The organism is Nitrosospira briensis (genome assembly GCF_900115125.1).
GTDB classification, from domain to species: domain Bacteria; phylum Pseudomonadota; class Gammaproteobacteria; order Burkholderiales; family Nitrosomonadaceae; genus Nitrosospira; species Nitrosospira briensis_A.
This window is the reverse complement of sequence record NZ_FOVJ01000004.1, coordinates 120567-139821: the sequence shown is the minus strand read 5'-3', so window position 1 is coordinate 139821 and position 19255 is coordinate 120567. Positions and strand designations below refer to the sequence as shown.

Below are 19255 nucleotides of genomic sequence, written 5' to 3'. Positions count from 1 at the left end.
CGTCAAACACCAGAGAAGTTTTCGATTCCGGTACGTATGAGAGTAAATCCGGTACGTATGAGAGCCGGTTCGATATCGAGGGCCCATGCAGCCCCTACTGCGGCGAGAACGTTCTCGGCTTCGTAAATTGTACGTCCGCCTGCGAGTGGAATATCGGCTAATTTACACAGCGAAAGTTCGCTGAAGCCGGTAACGAGGAAAATTTCCCCATCGCGAACTATTACTGCCCGTTTGCCTTTCACGCCGTTTATACCCGCTGTACCGTTCAAGCAATGCTCTTGTATAACCGTCGATTCGGGATCGAGGCTGAAATATATGACCTCCCCGTTGCATAGCCCGGCCATTTCCACAAGCATCGCCTCCCCGGCATTCAGCACTGCCGCGCCTGTGGGCAGCACGACATCCACCTGAGTGCGCAGTACGTCGAAAACCTGTTTGGGAGTTTCGATGTATTGCCCGTAATGACGCGTCAGGTCGACATTGGTAATGACGCCAACATGGCAACCGTCGTAGGCGAGCCCCTCACCCTGCATGCTTTCACTGCCGTTTTCAAAAACAGCGGCTTCAATCGAACGATTCATGAGGATATTGTGGGCTGCTTTCCATTTGGCATGGTCGCCCTTATAGACTTGTCTGCGGTCGAGATAGAAGCCATCGCTGCACGCAAGTCCGGTGCGTTTGCCGGTTTGCGCCAGCAGTTGAGCAACAAGGTGCGCTACCGCTGTTTTACCATAACTGCCGGTGATACCTACAACAGGGATACGGCCATCGTCCTGGTTTGGAAAGAGATGGTCGGCAATAGCCGCGCCAACGGGACGTGGCCGGCCAATTACCGGCTTGATATGCATCAGCAGGCCGGGACCGGCATTGACTTCAACAATCGCCCCCCCCTGTTCCGCAAGCGGACGTGAAATATCCCTCGTCACGAGGTCGACGCCGGCGATATCCAGGCCCACAATCCTGGCTGCAAGTGAGGCAGCGGCGGCGATGCTCGGATGCACTTCATCCGTGACGTCGAAAGCATGATTGCCGTTACGCTGAATCAGGACTTCCAGGCCGGCCGCTGGTACTGAATTGACCGTGAGGCCCTGGCGGGCGACTTCCATCATCGTTATGCCATCTATGCTGACAAGATTCAGAGGGTGATCTTCAGTGGTCCCGCGGCGGGGATCCGAATTGATCTGGTGCCGGATCAGATCACCAACGGTCGATTTACCGTCGCCGGTAACCGAGACCGAGTCGCCGCGACTTGCGGCAACGAGGCGTCCGCCCACTACGAGCAAGCGGTGTTCCGTACCCTGAACATAACGTTCTATTAATACGCCGTCACCCTCTTCCAAAGCCACACGATACGCGGACTCGACTTCTTCACGCTTGCCTAGCTCAATGAACACGCCACGCCCATGATTGCCGTTGCTCGGCTTGATGACCACTGGCAGCCCAATTTCCTGAGCAGCTTGCCAGGCGTCTTCAGCGCTGTTGACGATTCGGCCTTCCGGCACGGGAACGCCACAAGACTGAAGCAATGCCTTGGTCAAATCCTTGTCTCGGGAAATGCTCTCGGCAATGGCGGGAGTACAGTCCGTTTCGGCTGTCCAGATGCGCCGGCTTTTGGCGCCGTAGCCGAGTTGTACGAGATTGCCTTTGGCGAGAAGACGGATGGCGGGAATGTTGCGGCTCGCGGCAGCTTCGACGATACAGGCGGTCGATGGACCCAGCCAGAGCGACTCAACCATGTCACGCAGGCGTGCAATGGCGTGCTCTACATTGTAGGGCTCATCGCCGGGCGAATATCCCATCGCTCTCAGCACCAGTTCGCGAGCCGCGGAAAGGGCGCTCCGTGCAATACCCTCATGCCAGGCGCTAACCACTACCTTGTAGACGCCGCGCAGGGAGGTTTCCCGGGCCCTGCCAAAGCCGCCGGGCATCCCAGCGAGGTTTTGCAGCTCGAGCGTAACGTGCTCGAGAATGTGCCCCGCCCAAGTGCCGTCCTTGAGCCTACGCAAAAATCCGCCAGGCTCGCCGTAGCTGCAACGGTGTTCAATCAGCGAGGGCAACCAGGAGGACAGGCGTTCGTAAAAGCCGGGGATGGTGTCGGATGGAAAGTCTTCGAGTTCGCCGATATCGACAACTGCCTCAAGCACCGGGCGGCAGGTCCAGATATTAGGGCCGTTAAGGTGGCGAATCTCTATAAATCTGATATCTCTACTAACTGCATCAGCGTTTGTCGAGTCACTGCTCGTATCTGCATAGGCCAGCATAAAATAGGATTCTCGCGGGAAGTTAGTCAAGATCGAACTAACGCTGTTGACGGGAATCGGTTTACAGCCGGGCTGATCAATCCTGTTGAACACAAACCTACTGGCAGGTTGTTGAAACAAAATTCGGACTCCCGCTCTTTCATCCTGGACGCCCTCGCTCCCAAGAGCCAGGCCGCACGGTAACGGTTGGCTCGTTTGCCACTAAGTTTTATTGATGGCTAGTGTGGCCGTTTTTGGCAGCCGTTTGCCGAACGTCGTCTGATTAAGTTTGAGGCATTAAATTGTTACGCTCACCCTGTTGCCTCGTGGGTTTTAATCCCGAACGCTCGTGCAACGAGCACGTCTACGGCCACTCATTACTTGCCGGTACAAGCCGCCAGGCGAGAAAGATTAAAGCATTTATCATGCCAGCCTAATAGATGATAATAAACAGTAGCTTGAACTAAAGATAAACCCGCTCCTGTCTCTATTTGCCGACAGCTACAGCCTCAAGCGATGTTAAATGACTGGTGCAATAGAAGTTTTACTGTCTCCAAGTCCCGACAGCTCCGTTCAATGCCAGCGAGACTACAAGTCCTCGCGTCGCCGCAGCCCGCAACAGCGCTCCATAGCTAGTAGCATCGCATGTCATTGAGACTTACGCCGCTTTTCACCTATGAGGAAGTATGCTAACTTTCTATGGGGCCCTAATTTCTGCCCCCCCTTCGATATATCCATATCTTATTTCAGGAGGCCTTCTGTGAGCACATCTGCGTTCCGGTTACTGCAATCAGCCCCTTTCATTTCAGCCCTTTTCCTGTCCGGTTTACCCGCGGCGCATGCCGGTCCGCTGGATAACATCCTTGCGAGACTGGAACGGCAAAGTCCCATTGACATTCGCTCGGACAATACCTATTTCAGTAAACTGCCTGATTTGAATTTTACATTAAGCTCCGATACATCCCTTGATATCGTCAATAACGGCTCACCCGATCATGAATCAACGATCAGAGCCAATATCAACGTAGGCGACGGTGCGTTGAAGCTTTCCGGTCATAAATGGGATTTGGCGCAGTTTCACTTCCATGCTCCTTCAGAGCATTTACTCAATGGCCAGGCAAGTCCAATGGAAATGCACCTGGTATTCACCGATTCCGCCGATAATCTGCTAGTCGTAGGCAGATGGATCAAAGAGGGTGGCCATAACAGCTCCCTTGATCCGATTTTCTCTGATTTACCGCAGACTACCGCCGACGTAAACCACGTCGACCACTTCGATCTGAATACGCTTGTGCCAGATAATCTGAATTCTTTCCGCTACTCCGGTTCACTGACGACTCCTCCATTTTCTGAAGGTGTAACTTGGGTCGACCTGGCTCAACCGCTGTATATGTCAGAGAATCAAATTGACGCCTTCGAGTCGCTATTTCCCGAAGGCAATACGCGTGAGGTCCAACCACTTAACGGGCGCCTTATACTCACCGATGTGCCGGGATTCGCCGAACCCTGGCTTGCGACTGATGCGCTCGGCTCGCTTGTTCCTGGGATTAACATCGAGGGGCTTCCGCTCACCGCTGATGTATCAAACGTCGCTGCGGCCGTTCCGGAACCGGAGACATATGCCATGCTGCTGGCTGGACTGGGACTAATCGGTTTTACAGTGCGTCGCGGAAAACGACAGCATCGTGGATTGGACCTGTCCGTATAACAACGGGAAGCTCTTGCCAACGTCCTTGTCGAACCGGTTTGAGCGAGTGATGGGAAAAACCACCATCCATGAAAACCGGGAGCCGACGTACTGACTTACAGCAAGAGCTTTCAGCTTGCGCATCTGTCCGATGGGTATAAGCAAGAGGCAGACTGCCCCATTTTGTCCTTTGGACGACGGTGATGAACTTCGGGAGAAAGCGAGTGTGTTTGAGATGGGAATCAATCTACGAGAAACAATGGGAAGCCCGATCACAAGGTATATCACCAAGGTTGGGTGACTCTCTGCTACTCGAAGCAGCTTTATTCATAGATCGGGTTAAAGAAAGCGATCCAGTATTTTCCGGCTGTGATGATCGAGCGCAAAGCGGTCCCGGACCAGGAAGTGGATGCCCTGGCTATCTGTGATCAGCAACGCTGGCGGCATCAACCGGCGAATATATTCCTCCCCCTTGAGAATGAAGGACGTCTTGCCGCGGTCGGTATCCACGTACCAGGTACTGGGTGTAGCATAATTCGAAACATCGCGAATGCGCGTCACTTCCGGCATGAACTCGCGCTTGGCGAGATCGGCTTCGATCAGCTCACGCACTTCGCCCGGCAGATCATTCAACTGGTCGATCCAGGCAAGTTCATGGCCGTATCTGTCAATCAGCGCGATACCTTCATCCGGCGCGCTGATTGGAAATGCACGGGCCGGAATTATACCGTCGTACGTTTCGCCATCTGCCCCGGTAAACACCAGTCGTCCGAATGCGTTGCGGCTCAGCCTCAAGGTTGTTTTATCAATCATTCCCGGCCTTCCTCGACCTTGCGATCAATCTCCGGTCTGCGCGAGTCAGGTTCAGTATCCACGTTGCGGGCCTGAGCCTGATAGAGACGGTAATAATGGCCTTCGCGTGCCATCAATTCCTTGTGGTTGCCGACCTCGACAATGCTTCCGCGGTCCAGGACGATCAGCCGGCTGGCATCCCGCAGGGTGGAGAGGCGGTGGGCAATGGCAATCGTTGTACGACCGCGCACCAGGTTTTCAAGCGCTTTCTGTATTTCTTTCTCTGTGGTCGTATCGACAGAGGAAGTAGCCTCGTCGAGGATCAGGATACGCGGATTGATCAGTAGTGCGCGCGCGATCGATATGCGCTGGCGCTCACCTCCCGAAAGAGCCTGTCCCCGCTCGCCCACCAGGGAGTCGTAACCGTAAGGCAGACGCAAAATAAATTCATGAGCGTGAGCAGCCCTGGCTGCGGCAACAATCTCCTCTCGCGGCGTGTCGGGTTTGCCGTAAGCAATGTTTTCGGCAATGGTCCCGAAAAACAGGAAGGGCTCCTGAAGAACAAGGCCGATGTGCTTGCGGTATTCGGCTACTCGCAGCGAACGGATATCCACTCCATCCAGAAGAATTGCACCTTCCGTGACATCGTAAAACCGGCATATAAGGTTGACGATCGTGCTCTTGCCGGATCCGCTATGCCCTACCAGGCCGATCATTTCCCCCGGCTCTATGATCATGCTGATGTCTCGCGTCACACTCCGCGTGCCATAGCGAAATCCCACGCCGCGCAATTCGATCCGCCCCTCGACCACGGGCAGGTGCACGGGCTGAGCAGGTTCGGGAACACTGGAAACGTGATCAAGTATTTCAAAGATACGTTTGGTGCCTGCTGCCGCTTTTTGTGTAAACGAAACAATGCGGCTCATCGAATCGAGCCGCATGTAGAAACGGCTGATGTAAGCCAGGAACGCGGTCAGTACGCCAACCGTGATTTCGTCTTTTGATACTTGCCAGATACCGAAGACCCACACGACGAGCAGGCCAATCTCGGTCAGCAGTGTAACGGTCGGCGTAAATAACGACCAAACCTTGTTGACGCGGTCGTTGACTTCCCGATTGCGCTCGTTTGCTGCCCGGAAACGCGTTGCTTCACGCTTCTCCTGCGCAAACGCTTTGACAACCCGTACCCCTGGAATGGTGTCGGCAAGCACGCTGGTAACCTCGGCCCACGCACGATCGACCTTTTCAAATCCTGTGCGCAATCTGTCGCGTACCAGATGGATCAGCCAGGCGATGATGGGCAGCGGCACCAGGGTTACCAGCGCGAGCCAGGGATCAATCGAAACCAGAATGATTACCGTCATGCCAATCATCAGCACGTCGGTCGCGAAATCAAGCAGGTGCAGTGACAAAAAAATGTTGAGGCGATCGGTTTCCGAACCAATCCGCGCCATCAGGTCGCCAGTGCGTTTTCCACTGAAATAGGCATGCGAGAGTTTAAGAAGATGTTCGTAGGCGGCAGTGCGCAGGTCGGCTCCGATGCGTTCGGAAACCAGCGCCAGCATGTAGGTGCGCGTCCAGCCCAGCGCCCATGCCATAATTGCGGCGCCAAGCAGGCCGGTCAGATAAAATATGACCAGATCAACATCGATGGGCTTGCCGTTCTGATAGGGAATCAGCACGTTGTCCATCAACGGCATGGTCATGTATGGTGGCACCAGCGCCGCTGCCGTGCTGCCCAGCGTCAGCAAGAAACCGGTGAGGAGCCGCCATTGATAGGGTTTGGCAAAACGCCACAAGCGCAACAGCGTCCACGTCGAAGGTGGCGTCTCGGCTTCCCTGCTGCACGCGGCGCACTCTTCCTCACCCGGTAATAGCGGCGCATCCAGCGGCCAATGACACTTGGGGCATCTAGCCTGGACTGCCGGGGGGGGTAGTTCGCCGGTAAACCGATAAGCAAGTTGTTGGGTAAATTGCTCGACCAGACGTCCGGCTGCGGTATCGCTCGCAAGCGTATAATGCCAGCCGGCAAGCAGCGAGTTCTCGTCAACAAGCTCGAGGCTGCCTACGCCCGAATGGTCGGAACGCGCAAGCGTCAATCCCTGCCGATACGGCCAGCCCTGCCAGGTTTCGCCCTTCTCGGCAGTGGCTAGCAACCGCTTATTGGTAGCGACTACCAAGCCTGGTGAAAAATACAAGTGGGCGTCCAGATCGGTTTCCATCCAGGCGAGAACCCTCTCTCCATCCAGGAGCTGAGATTCAATGCGGGTAGCCCAGGTTGACGGAAAGGTTAGCGACAACATACCGGACGGGTTGCAACGGAAGCGATCAGGGAGAGTCTGGATTTTGGCATTGGTTAACGCGGTGTAGAGAGTAAGAAATATTGCTGTCAAAAAATAACCGGATCGCCGCCATCCGTCCAACACGTCCTGTCACGCGAGTGAGGCGATTGACAACGCGAAGTCTCACGCCTTGCCCAATGCCAATCTCGTCATTTCTGTTCCTTCCTATTTTAATTGAATCACGGCGCCCCTGCTTCAGCGATGCACCCGTTAATTAACCTGAGGTTTTGGGAAGATGATGCGCCGCTGCATTATGCCCTATCGAACATGTTATGTTACTTGCATTGGCGCCCGGAGCGGGTATCAACACCTTTCCGAACACCTATAATGGCCCCTGCAGTCACTGCTCCCAATCCCCCCAAAGTCAGCAAAGACAGCGGCTCGCCCAGAAGGGGCACGGCAGCGAGTGCCGATATAACCGGGACAAAAGCCATCAGCAAGCCTACTGTTTGGGATCCAAGGCGGCGCACTGCGAAGGCATAGAGCAGCATTGCGACAAAAACGACCAATACACCCTGATACATCGCCTGAACGGCAATTTCGCTTATCGGTGCCTGTCCCAGTGTACTTGGCAGGAACAACCACCAGACTGGCAGATACACTATTGCGCTACCGAGTGTGGTGGCCACCGTTGCGGCAAGGGGCTCTACCGGATAACGGCCAAGCAGCAGCGTAAACACCGCCCATGATGATGAACCGCACAGAAAAAGCAGATCCCCGAGAATTTGCACCCGGGTGAGTTCGGGACCGCGCGAAATCGAGTCGGTGGCGGTCAATACGATACCCGCGAACACAACAACCAACGCAATGCGACGCTCTTTTAACGGTTTTTGGCCAAGCCACAGCCAGCCAATGATCGCCGTCAAAAATGGCAGTGCGCCAGGCAAGAGGACCGAAGCATGAGCAGCAGGCGCCATCCGAAACGCGGCATATACGGCAACAGCATAAGTAATGCCGCCAAATAGCGAAAAGAGCACGATAACCCGGAGTGGCGGTAACGATATCCGGGGCAGGAAAAAGACAGCAACTGACGCCCCCAGGCCGAAACGCAGTAAAGCAACATCCCAGCTTGTCAGCACGCCACCACCGCCGTGCCGCGTGACAAGAATGAAACCTGTCCAGATGCATATGGTAAGGAAAACCGCAATCCAGCCGCTGCTGGAACGTGCTGCTGCGCTCGTGGTATTAAACACTGTCGGCGAGGTTCCGGAATAAAAAGATTACTGGAAACGCGAGGGGCCGCAATGCTTGCGCAGCAGTGGAAAGATTTGCCATGAATTGCGGAAGGGAAAGACCGTCATGGCCCTCCGGACACTTTCCATCAAACCCCGGGTTTGTCCTGAATAATGTGCTTGCCACGGAGCCGGCAAAATCAGGTGTTGAAAGGCTGTTAAACCGGAGCCGTTCGCAGCTTTGAACTGCTTAGCGCTTTTCTGATATTTTCGAGGGCAGCTTCAATGATATGGCGCGGCGCGCCAATATTCATGCGCATGAAGCCGCTGCCTGCCTCCCCGAACAGCGTGCCAGGGCTCATGCCCACGCGGGCTTCATGTACGAAGAAATGCCTCAGTTGCACGTCGTCCATCCCTGACGCGGTCATCAGCGCGCGGCAATCGAGCCAGATTAGGTAAGTCCCCTCTGGTTCGATAAACCGGATTTCCGGAAGGTGCGCCGATAGATATCCGGCGACGAAATCACGGGTTTTCTGCAGATAAACCAGCAACTCGTCCAGCCATGCTTCGCCTTCGCGATAGGCGGCCTCGAAAGCAACGATACTGAAAGGGTTGGATGCGCTGACATGCATCGTATCGAATACCCCGGTAAGCTTTTTTCGCGACTCGGGATCGGGTACAACGAGAACGGAAAGATTCAGCCCCGGAATATTGAATGTCTTGCTGGGCGCAACCGCCGTTATGACATTCACTCTGTTCCCCGCCGCTTCCGCCAGCATCGACAGTACCTGGTGCTGGTTTCCAGGATAGGCCAGATCGGCATGAATCTCATCGGAAAATATTGTCAAATCGTGTCTTTCAGCGACTTGGAGGATACGTTCCAGCTCCTGCCTGCTCCAAACCCGGCCGACCGGGTTATGCGGTGAACATAGCAGCAACAGGCGTGCTCCCTCTGCGCATTGCTCCAGATGATCGAAATCGATGCCATAGCGGCAGTTCCTCAAGCGCAACGGATTGTGTGCCAGTTGCCTGCCGGTACTGGTAACCGCCGAGAAAAAGGGGAAATACACTGGCGGCTGTACGACGACCTGCTCACCGGGTTCCGTGAAGGCCATGATGGACGCATGCAGTGACGGTACTACGCCCGGGCACATCATGACCCAGTCACGATGAATCTTCCAGTCATGACGTTGTTTCAACCAGTCTGCCAACGACTCGTACAAGCCATCCGGATAGATGGTATAGCCGTAAACAGGATGGGCGGCCCGGCGTGAAAGCGCCCGGGGCACAGCCGGAGGCGCAGCGAAATCCATGTCCGCCACCCATAAAGGAATGACGTCCGTTTCGCCGAACATGCTGTGGCGGGCGTCATATTTCAGGCTTGCGGTGCCGGTCCGGTCGATTTCGCTGTCGAAATCATGGATTGAAGCATGGCTGCCGCTCAAGCAACTCTCTCCCAGATTGTCACTTCGGAAATCGTATGCTGGAATTTGCGCCGGGTTTCACGAATGATGAATGGAACTTCCCTTGGACCCTGGATCAGTCTGAAATACTTGCCCAGCATCTCTTTCAGACCGTCAAGCGTACCGAAACTTTCGCCATCACGCTTGAATCCCCCAACCCATGCTTCCCGCTTGGTATGTTCCTCCAACCAGGTATACGGCGAAGCAATCAGCAAAACGCCACCAGGGTTGAGACGCGTTTGTATGGTCGTGAGTAGCTTGGACGGGTCGTACAGGCGATCGATCAGATTGGCAGCGAGGATGAGGTCATAACCGGCAAACAAGGGTTTGAGATTACACGCGTCACCCTGAAAAAACGCCACCTTATGCTTGACGCTATCCAGACCGAGGCCCGACAGCGTCCGCTCCTTGTAAGAAACAAGCTCTCCCTCATCCGTTAGCGTATATCGCAACCTGCCCTGGTCAGCTAACTGGACGCCTTGCCCGATGAAGCGGGCGGAAAAATCGATGCCCGTCACTTCGTCGAAATGCCGCGCCAACTCGAATGTGGCGCGCCCCGAGGCGCAACCAAGGTCAAGCGCCTTATGTTGCGGTTTATCGCCCATCGCAGCAACAGCAAGTTCAGCCAGGGTTTTTGGAAAATTTGGCACGCCGAAATATGTATCCCCGTAATGGAATTCGGCATATTCAGAAAGTAATTTATCGGTTTCGTATTGAGACCCCTGCTGTATGGAAGGCGCGGCGTTTGCAACCACGTAGCGAAACCCGGCATGCTGAAAGAAATGACGCCGGAACGCGTAGCGAGCACTCTTCAGCGACTCATTGCCGCATGAAATCCAGGACCCCCCTTTCATGAGATTATGCCGGCCATCGAAAGTGGGTGCGCTGAAATCATCATAATGGGGATGAACGTCAAAACCCTCGAACGGATAGATGGGCGTTTCGGTCCATTGCCAGACATTGCCGACGATATCGTAAAATTCTCCCTGGGGAAATTCGTTCACCGGATGACTGGACGCACAATGGTCAAGGTGAATATTGGCGGGCGCAGGCTCCGCGCGCGGGACTTCGGATAACGCGGCAACATCATAGAGCCGGTACCATTCGTCTTCCGTCGGCAATCTGTACGATAGGCCGCTTTCTGCTGCTTTCCAGTTACAAAAGGCCTTGGCTTCGTGATAATTCACCTCAACCGGCCAATCCCACGGCATGGATATTTCTTTTGTCATCAAACGCAATCGCCACTGGGAGCCTTGCCTGACCCAAAAAACAGGATGCTCCGCCCGGACATGACGCCGCCAGGCGCGGCCTTCCTCTTCCCAATAGTTTTCTGCGCCGTAACCATTCGCCTGAACAAAGCCGAGAAACTCCTGGTTGCTCACCAGATACTTGCCGGCCTGAAACGCTGCCACTTCCGCAACGTGGCTGCCATATTCATTATCCCATCCGAAGACAGGATCAGATTTGTTTTTGCCAAGATGCACCGTGCCCTCAGATATATCGATTAGCTGATTTTCGGGCGCCTGCCCTGTTTTGCGGTAAGGTTCCCAGGCGGGATGAGGAATGACGTATTCCAACGCATGCTGCCGGATCAGGACGGACGAGGTTTCGAGATGGATGCGCTCATGCTCGATACCCATCACAATTGTCCACCATGGACTATCCCAGCCAATTGGCAAGGTGAGAGGAGTTTCCCTTATCAGCCGGTCAACAATATCTCGTATCTTCGTTCGATAAAGCCGCACCTCCTCGATCAAAGGCCAATCGTAATGGGTTGTATTCAGGTCGTCCCAACTCATTTCATCGACCCCCACCGCGAACATGGATTCCAGTCTGGGGTCAATTCGCTCGGTGATCAACCCGGCAAGCAGCAGTTTGTTTGTAAAGAAGGTCGACGTATGTCCAAGGTAGAAGATCAGGGGATGGCGCAATGAGATCGGTTTCTTATAATAGGCTTCACCGTCGCGCAGTGTCTCGAAGAGTTGCTCGTAGCGGTCCAGTGTGGCATGAAAATATTCACGTATCTCCTCGCGCTTCGCTTCAACGTTATCGCCTGCAAGAATAGGACTTCGTGGAAAAAGCTGTTTGGGCATCATGCGTAACTTGGGGTTTTCGGAAGCGGACTGAAGGGGCGTTATAGTTTTTCGTGCATTCAAAGTCATATTCAACCTCGGGTTCGAATTGCCTCAATAAAAAATAAACGAAGTGTACACCTGGATACGTTGCCTCAACATTGCCTTGAATCGAATCGAAGGAAAATCGGGGTATCTGAACAGTGACTTAAAGCGCGGCCTGGCAGCACGCATTAGATCGCTGTGATAATCAGATCAAGATGAAGGACAGCATTGTCTTCGCTTTCGATCATAAATCACCGGAATGAGTTCCTCAATTCTCGAGATCAGGTGGCATAGTAGAGTTTATCGAGTTTATTATACCGATGCATCGTTACTCGATGTAACCGCTGCTCCACTCCGGCATCTCATGCCATCTCCATCCTCTAAAGCATCAGGTAGAGCGTGAGCAAGAGAGTACACTCAAACAGGGAAAAAATGAATGATCCCAACGTATCGGCCCGCAACACTTTGGTTACATCTCAGTTCAGCCTGACTCTGCCCCTGACGACGTCGTGCAGGATGAAACCATGCTGTCGGCAGCGCCTGACACCGCCAGCAATACCTTTCTCGTCGAGTGCCTTCAGGCTGGGGCATCGTAGTATGCGGAAGGCGCTGTGCCGGGCTGTGGCAATAGCCTTTTCCATAACAGGCTGTCTTCCGGTTCCATTATGGGCGGGAAGCGAGCGTGTCGACATCGCGCGCTTCTCGCACGGCGATCTAAGCGGTTGGCAGCCCAAAATATTTACCGGCATCACCCGCTATACTCTGGCGAGCAAGAACGGGCGATCCGTCCTGCACGCGGACAGCAGCGCGGCCGCTTCGGGGCTCTATCGCGAGGTAAGTATCGAACTCGGCGAGACACCTGTCCTCAATTGGACATGGCAGATCGGCGACGTACTGAAGGGGGCCGACGAACGCACTCGCGCCGGTGACGATTACACCGCGCGTGTCTACGTGATTTTTTCCGGCGGTGTCATGTTTTGGCGCACGCGCGCTCTCAATTACGTGTGGTCCAACAATCAGCCAATCGGCGCCGACTGGCCTAATGCTTACACCGGCAATGCGCGCATGATAGCGGTAGAGTCCGGCTCCGGCCGGGCCGGGCAATGGATAAGTGAGCGCCGCGACGTGCGGGAAGACTACCGGCGCGTATTCGGCGAGGAACCGGGTCGTGTCGACGCCGTAGCGATAATGACCGATACTGACAACACAGGCGCAACTGCAACAGCGTGGTATGGCGATATCTGGTTCAGCGTAGAGTAGCCCCCAGAACGTCCTGGCGAGACTGAGGTACCATCTTCATTTTTTGGTAGCAGGAAGATTTATTCCATAGGGAGATTAATGTCATATGGGGGTGCGCAGCAGTCACACGAAAAAGCGCGTGGCACAACTCCGGCATTCGCCTAGACGTTCTGTCCTGGTCTATGCCTGGCAGAGCAAAAAAGCTCAGCTTCATACGCAACCGCTCCCGCGAACGAAGACTTAAGGTGATGCTGGAAGAACCGGAGCTTCGCCACGAACGAATCGCAGGAGATGGTGTGGATCTTCACGTCGTGACTGCCGGGACGGGGCCGCCCATCATTCTTCTCCATGGTTTTCCCGAGAACTGGCGCTCCTGGCGGCTGCAAATCCCGGCGCTGGCAGCCACCGGTTTCTCAGTCCTTGCACCAGACCTGCGCGGATATAACCTTTCGGACCGGCCTGCAGAACAAAGCGGTTACCGGTTGAATCATCTTGTTGCAGATGTTGCTGCTCTGGTACGCTCAACTGGATATGCACGCGCATGCATTGCCGGGCATGACTGGGGTGGCATCATCGCATGGACGTTTGCTGGCCAACACCCCGAATTGGTGGACAAACTTGTTATTCTCAACGCACCTCATCCCAAAATTTATCTCGAAAAAGTGCGATATCCGCCCCAAATGGTCAGGAGTTGGTATGTGCTCTTCTTTTTATTGCCTCGCTTACCCGAGTTTGTTCTTTCGGCAGGGAATTATCGGGCGATCCGCAACATGTTCAAGCGCGGTCCTGCCCGAAAGGAAACTTTCAGCGACGTGGATATCGAGGAATATGTCGTGCCTCTCTCACAGCCTCGCGCACTCAACGCCGCTCTTGACTACTATCGGGCCAACCTGAAGATTGCCACTCTGCGTACGTTCGCCCGCTCGGCTCCCATTGGTGCGGAAACACTGGTGATTTGGGGAGAACATGATCCCGCCCTGGGAATCGAATTACTCGAGGGACTGGACGAGGTGGCGCCCCGCGTTCGCATTCATCGGATTTCGAGTTCCAGTCATTGGGTGCAAAATGAAGCACCCGCGGAAGTTAATCGTATTCTCATACCTTTTCTGAAAGACTCATCTTAGCTGAAGCTGTCCCTCTATCCCTTGAACGGTTACGGGAATCATCCTCTACAATAACAGTCTTAAAGTACGTGTTTTTATTCCAGATTCGACTATGCTTGTAGCGAGGGTTCGTTGGGAATCCTTTGGCGAAGTACCAGACAAACGCGGCGATAGCGCCATGTTTCATAATGGAAGGGGAAAAGACATGAGACCGTATTTATTGTTAGCGTGCATATCACTGGGCGCGTGCGCCGGGCTGCCCCCGGCTGTCAAGAATGTGCCCGTTGCAGATATTACTTACAGCGAGGTAAGCCAGAACCCGAATAGCTACAAGGACACATCGGTTCGGTGGGGCGGAGTGATTATCGATGTGGAGAATGAGGAAAACTTCACTCTCGTGCAAGTCTTGTCTTACCCTCTCAATTTTACCGGCCGGCCGCAGTTGACCAAACCAAGCGAAGGACGCTTTGTTATTAAAAGCTCCACTTTTCTTGACCCTGCCGTTTATGCGAAAGACAGGGAAATTACCGTGGCAGGAAAAATTGAGGGCGATATCGAGCGTATGATAGGAAAAAAAACCGTGAGGTTGGCTTTGCTCTCTTCCAAAGCCATTTATTTGTGGCCTGTTTATCAGCCTGATCCGTATGGTTACGGGTACAGGGGCTATGGTGGTTATGGCTTTAGCCCATACTTCGGATATGGATATTATGGCAGCCCGTTTTATTGGGGGGGATACTACCGGCCATATTGGTAAGAGATGAGCATTGCATCCCTTTTCCAGCTATCACCCGGCATATCATCCAGAGTCGTTCCCTTATCATTTTTTCTCCGCAAGCTTAACGACGGCATCCGATCCCGGATGCCGTTTTGTCTATTCCGTCCCCTTCGGTAAACGGATCATACGTTCCTGGCTTCGGCGATGCGCAAACTTCTGCTTGTTTCTCTAATAGGCCTGTTTTTCATTTTCCCGCTGGCGCTGATCGCCATGCTGTCGCTGGCCATTGAAGACCATCCTCGCATCGATCGCAAGGTCATTCTCACGCCGGAGCATATAGGGCGCGCGAAACAGATCGTGGATGCGCATCGCTACTGGATACATCCCGGCACGTTGGTTGCAGCGAGGGTAACGTCCGCCGATGCTGATCTCGCTGCGAACTATCTCGCGCACCGCCTTGGGAAGGGCAGCGCGCAGGTTACACTGACCGATCGCGAGGCGATTATCCGTCTGAGCCTCCCTGTATCCGGAACGCTACCTGGCAGCTACGTGAACCCGTATCTCAACCTGCAGGCGTCCGTTGTCGAGGCAGGCGCCATACCGCAACTTCGTTCAGTTCAAATTGGAAAGCTCTCGCTGCCGGATACGCTTACCGACGCAATCGTGCCTCAGCTCGTGCGGTGGCTGCGGCGAAGCCCGGAATATCGGGCCGCATTCGACGCGCTCCATTTGGTGAGAGTCTCGCAGAAAGAGTTGAGTGTAGTTTATCGTTGGGAGGATGGTTTTTCTCATGAAATGAGAGCTTCCATGATTAACGAAGAGGAGCGTGAGCGGCTGTTACGTTATCAAACCCTCTTGGCCGCGAACAGCAAAAAAACCGGGAGTGTAATATCTCTGGCGGAACTTCTGCCGCCATTGATGCGCATCGCGGCAGAGCGCTCGTCAAGCAGCGATGCATTGGCGGAAAACCGCGCAGTGATTTTAGTCGTAGCATTTCACGTGCTGGGCATTTCTCCAGAGCGAATCTTTCCGGCAGCATTAACAGCCTGGCCTCGCACTGCGCCTCAAGACGTTACACTGGATGGACGCGACGATTTTGCAAAACACTTCATGGTGTCAGCCGCAATCGCCGCCTACGCCGATACCGCCTTATCGGACGCGATAGGCTTGTATAAGGAGATCGAAGATTCCCGCCACGGGAGCGGTTTCTCGTTCAATGACATTGCCGCCGATCGTGCCGGTACCAAATTCGGTGAACAGGCCGTGGCAAGCAAGGCTTCGGCAAGAAAGCTTCAGAACCGTATCCTGTCGGGATTGGATGATGGGGATTTAATGCCCGCCTGGTCCGACCTGCCCGAATTCATGCCCGAGGCCGAGTTCAAGAGACGGTTCGGCGGGATTGACGCGCCGGCATACCGGAAAATGATGCAGAAGATAGAGCAACGGGTCGCAGCTCTGCCCTTATTGCGATGAACTCTCCCGCGCCTGCGGGCAATCCTTCTTGCCGTTCAGGTGAAGCATGGATAACACGGTAAAACAGGGCCGGAGTATCGCGGGAAGCCGGGCACCGCCAAGGTCATCAAAGGAGTTTGGTTGCACCAGGTTGCTTAACCTGGTGTGCCACCCATGCGTGCAATCTGTGCGTATCGCTTTTTACAATCTATTCAGGAATGTTGAAATGGCCGGCCAGGTCCATTCATCAATTTCCCGTTCACCCAGAGGATCAGGGAGTTTGGAGGGTAATTTATCGTCGTCTCCATGAATCAGCAGTACAGGCATCCTGGCATCGTAAGCACAGCGCAGCTCCCACAACTGGCCGTCGGCCCTGACAACGTTTTTTGTAACAAGGGCAATCACACCGTCGCAGCCACTCACTTTCTCCCGGCATTCTTCCTTCCAGGCCGGTTCCCAGGACTGCTTTATCGGCATCTCCACAAAAGAAAAACCTGTTTTCTCCTTGTTCAATTGCTCAATAAGTTTGTCGTGCGCTTTAATATCCCTGAGCGAAAAGCTGATAAAGACTTTATTCGTTGAACCCATTAATTACCTCCCTCGAGTGTTATTGAGTGTTATTGTTACCAGCTACGTAGTGGACATTCCACTAATCAACCCATTTGACCTGCCAACACCTGCCCGCTGCGATCCCTGATAGATCAGGCGCCGGAATTGCGACGGGCGGTGACCTGGATTTCGATACGCATGCGGGGATCGGACAAGCCAGCCGCGATCATCATTGCTGCGGGCCTGATCTGCCCAAGATATTTGCGGAAGGTCGGCCAGCACTTCGGAAAGTCAGCGGTATCAGGCAACACATATGTCACCCGGACAATATCTGTCAGGCTCGCTCCCGCTTCGTTAAGAGCCTGCTGGATATTCTTGAAACATTGCTCGGCTTGTTCCACAAGATCATCGGAAATGCTCATCTTGCTGTAGTCAAATCCCGTCGTGCCGGAAACAAAAATCCAGTCCCCATCAACCACAGCCCTTGAGTAGCCGATCTCCTGCTCGAATGTGGAACCTGAACTTATCAACTGGCGCGCCATCACAACTCCCTAGTGAGAAAAACACTGGTTCTTGTCCGACACGACTGTGCAGGCGTATCGCATTTGCTGGACGCTCCCTGCCCGGTTGAAAACGTATTCGGCTCTCAACGCTTTAAACTGGGCATCAGTGAAAGAAATTGCTTGCGCCACGTGGCGCTCCTCGTTCCAGAACCTGACCCTGCAAAAGTCGGGCTCGGACCTGCATATCTTGCTCAGTGCCGCTCCATAAACGGCTGTGTCCATATCCCGCTTGCTATCAATCAGAACCATATGGATGTAGTTCTTCGAGCTCCCGAGCTGAACCGACCGGACAAGACGCCAGCCATCGCCGTGGGGCAACTGCTGTGGCTGTGATTGTTGCTGCTGATTCAGCTGCGGCTGTGTCTGCGCCGGCGGCTGCTGTAATGCGGCAGAGGCTGACGACGACAAGGCAAACGCGACGATGGCCACATATATAATTCTTTCGTTCATGAAAATACTCCTTAGCTAAGTTTCCCCGTACCCTGCAACCCCCCGCACCCACATACCGCGGCAATAAACAGTATCGCCCCCGAGTTACGAGAGTATTCAGCGGAAATGCATCCGCACACCATCAGCGGCCCCGCATCGGATTCCAGGAAAGTGTACCCAAAAGTGCAACCATCTGAAACTTTCTGTTGTTTGCCACGTGATGCGTTCAATTTAGCTGTCGTTGCCCTGAACGCCGCGGGAGTAACACCCAGAGTCATTGAATGGATCGAATTTATTCTATCAACAAAGAAAGTCATCAACAAGGAAATCGCATTCCTGTTGTGTTGAGCGCGATACGCCGATCAGACTACCGCACGCCGTTGATCATAACGTCACTATCCGTGATTTCTTTATCACTTGGGCCGCGCCCTGAACGGAGCAGGGGGAGAGCCATGCCCGCCTGGATGTCGAACTTATTTACATTACTGGGAAGAATGTTCCTTTACGCCTTAAAAATCCATGATTTGGGCTCTGGCATGAAACTTGCTCGCTTACTATTTGTATCGCGGATTATATCTTGCTCCGGTAATCCTCGAGCTAGCCGATCTCTTTAGCAGCGCCAATATGAACTTGTCCCTTTCCCTCTCTGCGGAACACGTAGGCAGATACGCCCGGATAATCCAGGAATGGATAACCGTGCGTCGACACTATGATCTTTTCATATGGCTGCAGGGAGAAATACAGCATTACCTTCCCCACGAAATCATGCTCGCCGCCTGGGGGAATTTCAATGCGAATTTGATCAGTCACGACATCATCTCTCCTTTATTAGGGGTGAGAACAGAGCATTCCGACGTGAGGAGCTTATCCCCCCTCCTCCAGGGTTTGTTTAATCGCTGGATAGAATTGGGCAAGAAGCCTTATACCCTGGGCGTGGGCGAATCCGGCTTTTTACTCGAAGAGCGCGGCTTGCAATGCGCGCTCGGCGTGGCGCTGCAAGGGATGCAGTCTATCCTGATACATGGTGTCAGCGATAAGCGCGGCCAACACGATAGCCTCTATATAATTTTCAGTTCCAGAAAGAACATCGGCACTTCTTCGGTGAATGCCATCGGGGTAATGCTTCCATATCTGGACGCCGCGTTGGGCAAGATCGATCCCTTGCCCTGCGCCCGACAAGCGCTTCTTTCTTCAGAGAGCGGGGAAAATTATGGTTTGAGTGCTTGTGAAATCGAGATAATGAGTTGGACGAAGCTGGGTAAAACAACGTTTGAAACCGCTGCTATATTGGGAATCAGCACATTCACGGTAAAAAACCACCTCCGAAACATTTTCAAGAAACTGCATGCCCACAATCGCAGCCAACCGCATCAAGGGTAGAGCAGACGCCTC

The 19255-nt window shown here is 53.9% G+C and carries 15 protein-coding genes; 6 read left to right on the top strand and 9 right to left on the bottom strand.

Going from position 1 to position 19255, the window contains the following annotated elements; translation table 11 throughout:
- Positions 1 to 2 precede the first annotated feature (2 nt).
- Entirely contained in the window at positions 3 to 2261 is a 2259-nt protein-coding gene (locus tag BMZ14_RS10240) for a cyanophycin synthetase (RefSeq protein WP_074797210.1), read from the bottom strand.
- Positions 2262 to 3000: 739 nt separating this feature from the next.
- Here BMZ14_RS10240 and BMZ14_RS10235 point away from each other — a divergent pair.
- Positions 3001 to 3948: a carbonic anhydrase family protein gene (locus BMZ14_RS10235; RefSeq protein WP_074797208.1), complete on the top strand. Its 948-nt coding sequence runs from the start codon at positions 3001 to 3003 to the stop codon at positions 3946 to 3948.
- 318 nt (positions 3949 to 4266) lie between these two features.
- On the opposite strand, the gene BMZ14_RS10230 is transcribed toward BMZ14_RS10235, so the two are convergent.
- From BMZ14_RS10230 to ovoA, 5 genes are all read right to left on the bottom strand, one after another.
- Positions 4267 to 4740 (bottom strand): cyanophycin metabolism-associated DUF1854 family protein, encoded by a 474-nt coding sequence (locus tag BMZ14_RS10230; protein ID WP_074797207.1) that lies wholly within the window; start codon positions 4738 to 4740, stop codon positions 4267 to 4269.
- Complete coding sequence (locus BMZ14_RS10225) at positions 4737 to 7022, bottom strand: cyanophycin metabolism-associated ABC transporter (RefSeq protein WP_074797204.1); 2286 nt, start codon at positions 7020 to 7022, stop codon at positions 4737 to 4739. The genes BMZ14_RS10230 and BMZ14_RS10225 overlap by 4 nt, the downstream gene beginning before the upstream one ends.
- 314 nt (positions 7023 to 7336) lie before the next feature.
- The gene (locus tag BMZ14_RS10220; protein WP_074797202.1) at positions 7337 to 8254 is read right to left on the bottom strand and encodes a DMT family transporter; all 918 of its coding nucleotides are present in this window, start codon (positions 8252 to 8254) and stop codon (positions 7337 to 7339) included.
- Positions 8255 to 8451: 197 nt separating this feature from the next.
- Positions 8452 to 9678: a MalY/PatB family protein gene (locus BMZ14_RS10215; RefSeq protein ID WP_256208557.1), complete on the bottom strand. Its 1227-nt coding sequence runs from the start codon at positions 9676 to 9678 to the stop codon at positions 8452 to 8454.
- Positions 9675 to 11789 carry a 5-histidylcysteine sulfoxide synthase gene (gene ovoA, locus BMZ14_RS10210; protein WP_074797318.1) on the bottom strand — a complete coding sequence of 705 codons (2115 nt, stop codon included), beginning with the start codon at positions 11787 to 11789 and terminating at the stop codon, positions 9675 to 9677. The genes BMZ14_RS10215 and ovoA overlap by 4 nt, the downstream gene beginning before the upstream one ends.
- A gap of 456 nt (positions 11790 to 12245) precedes the next feature.
- Between ovoA and BMZ14_RS10205 the strand changes: the two genes are divergently transcribed.
- From BMZ14_RS10205 to BMZ14_RS10190, 4 genes are all read left to right on the top strand, one after another.
- Positions 12246 to 13073, top strand: coding sequence for a DUF3047 domain-containing protein (locus BMZ14_RS10205; protein ID WP_256208556.1), 828 nt, complete (start codon positions 12246 to 12248; stop codon positions 13071 to 13073).
- Positions 13074 to 13234: 161 nt separating this feature from the next.
- Positions 13235 to 14176, top strand: a complete 942-nt coding sequence (locus BMZ14_RS10200; protein ID WP_143071955.1) for an alpha/beta fold hydrolase — start codon at positions 13235 to 13237, stop codon at positions 14174 to 14176.
- Positions 14177 to 14360: 184 nt separating this feature from the next.
- A complete protein-coding gene (locus BMZ14_RS10195) occupies positions 14361 to 14909 on the top strand; it encodes a Slp family lipoprotein (protein WP_074797196.1) in 549 nt (182 codons plus the stop codon).
- Between the two features lie 165 nt (positions 14910 to 15074).
- Positions 15075 to 16343: a YfiM family lipoprotein gene (locus BMZ14_RS10190; RefSeq protein WP_074797195.1), complete on the top strand. Its 1269-nt coding sequence runs from the start codon at positions 15075 to 15077 to the stop codon at positions 16341 to 16343.
- A 180-nt stretch (positions 16344 to 16523) separates the two neighbouring features.
- On the opposite strand, the gene BMZ14_RS10185 is transcribed toward BMZ14_RS10190, so the two are convergent.
- From BMZ14_RS10185 to BMZ14_RS10175, 3 genes are all read right to left on the bottom strand, one after another.
- Positions 16524 to 16910, bottom strand: coding sequence for a Rossmann-fold NAD(P)-binding domain-containing protein (locus tag BMZ14_RS10185; protein ID WP_074797193.1), 387 nt, complete (start codon positions 16908 to 16910; stop codon positions 16524 to 16526).
- 113 nt (positions 16911 to 17023) lie between these two features.
- Entirely contained in the window at positions 17024 to 17413 is a 390-nt protein-coding gene (locus BMZ14_RS10180; RefSeq protein WP_074797191.1) for a RidA family protein, read from the bottom strand.
- Positions 17414 to 17422: 9 nt separating this feature from the next.
- Positions 17423 to 17884: a hypothetical protein gene (locus tag BMZ14_RS10175; protein ID WP_074797189.1), complete on the bottom strand. Its 462-nt coding sequence runs from the start codon at positions 17882 to 17884 to the stop codon at positions 17423 to 17425.
- A 603-nt stretch (positions 17885 to 18487) separates the two neighbouring features.
- Between BMZ14_RS10175 and epsA the strand changes: the two genes are divergently transcribed.
- On the top strand, positions 18488 to 19243 hold the full coding sequence (epsA, locus tag BMZ14_RS10170; RefSeq protein ID WP_143071954.1) for an XrtB/PEP-CTERM-associated transcriptional regulator EpsA: 756 nt from the start codon (positions 18488 to 18490) through the stop codon (positions 19241 to 19243).
- Positions 19244 to 19255: the final 12 nt, after the last annotated feature.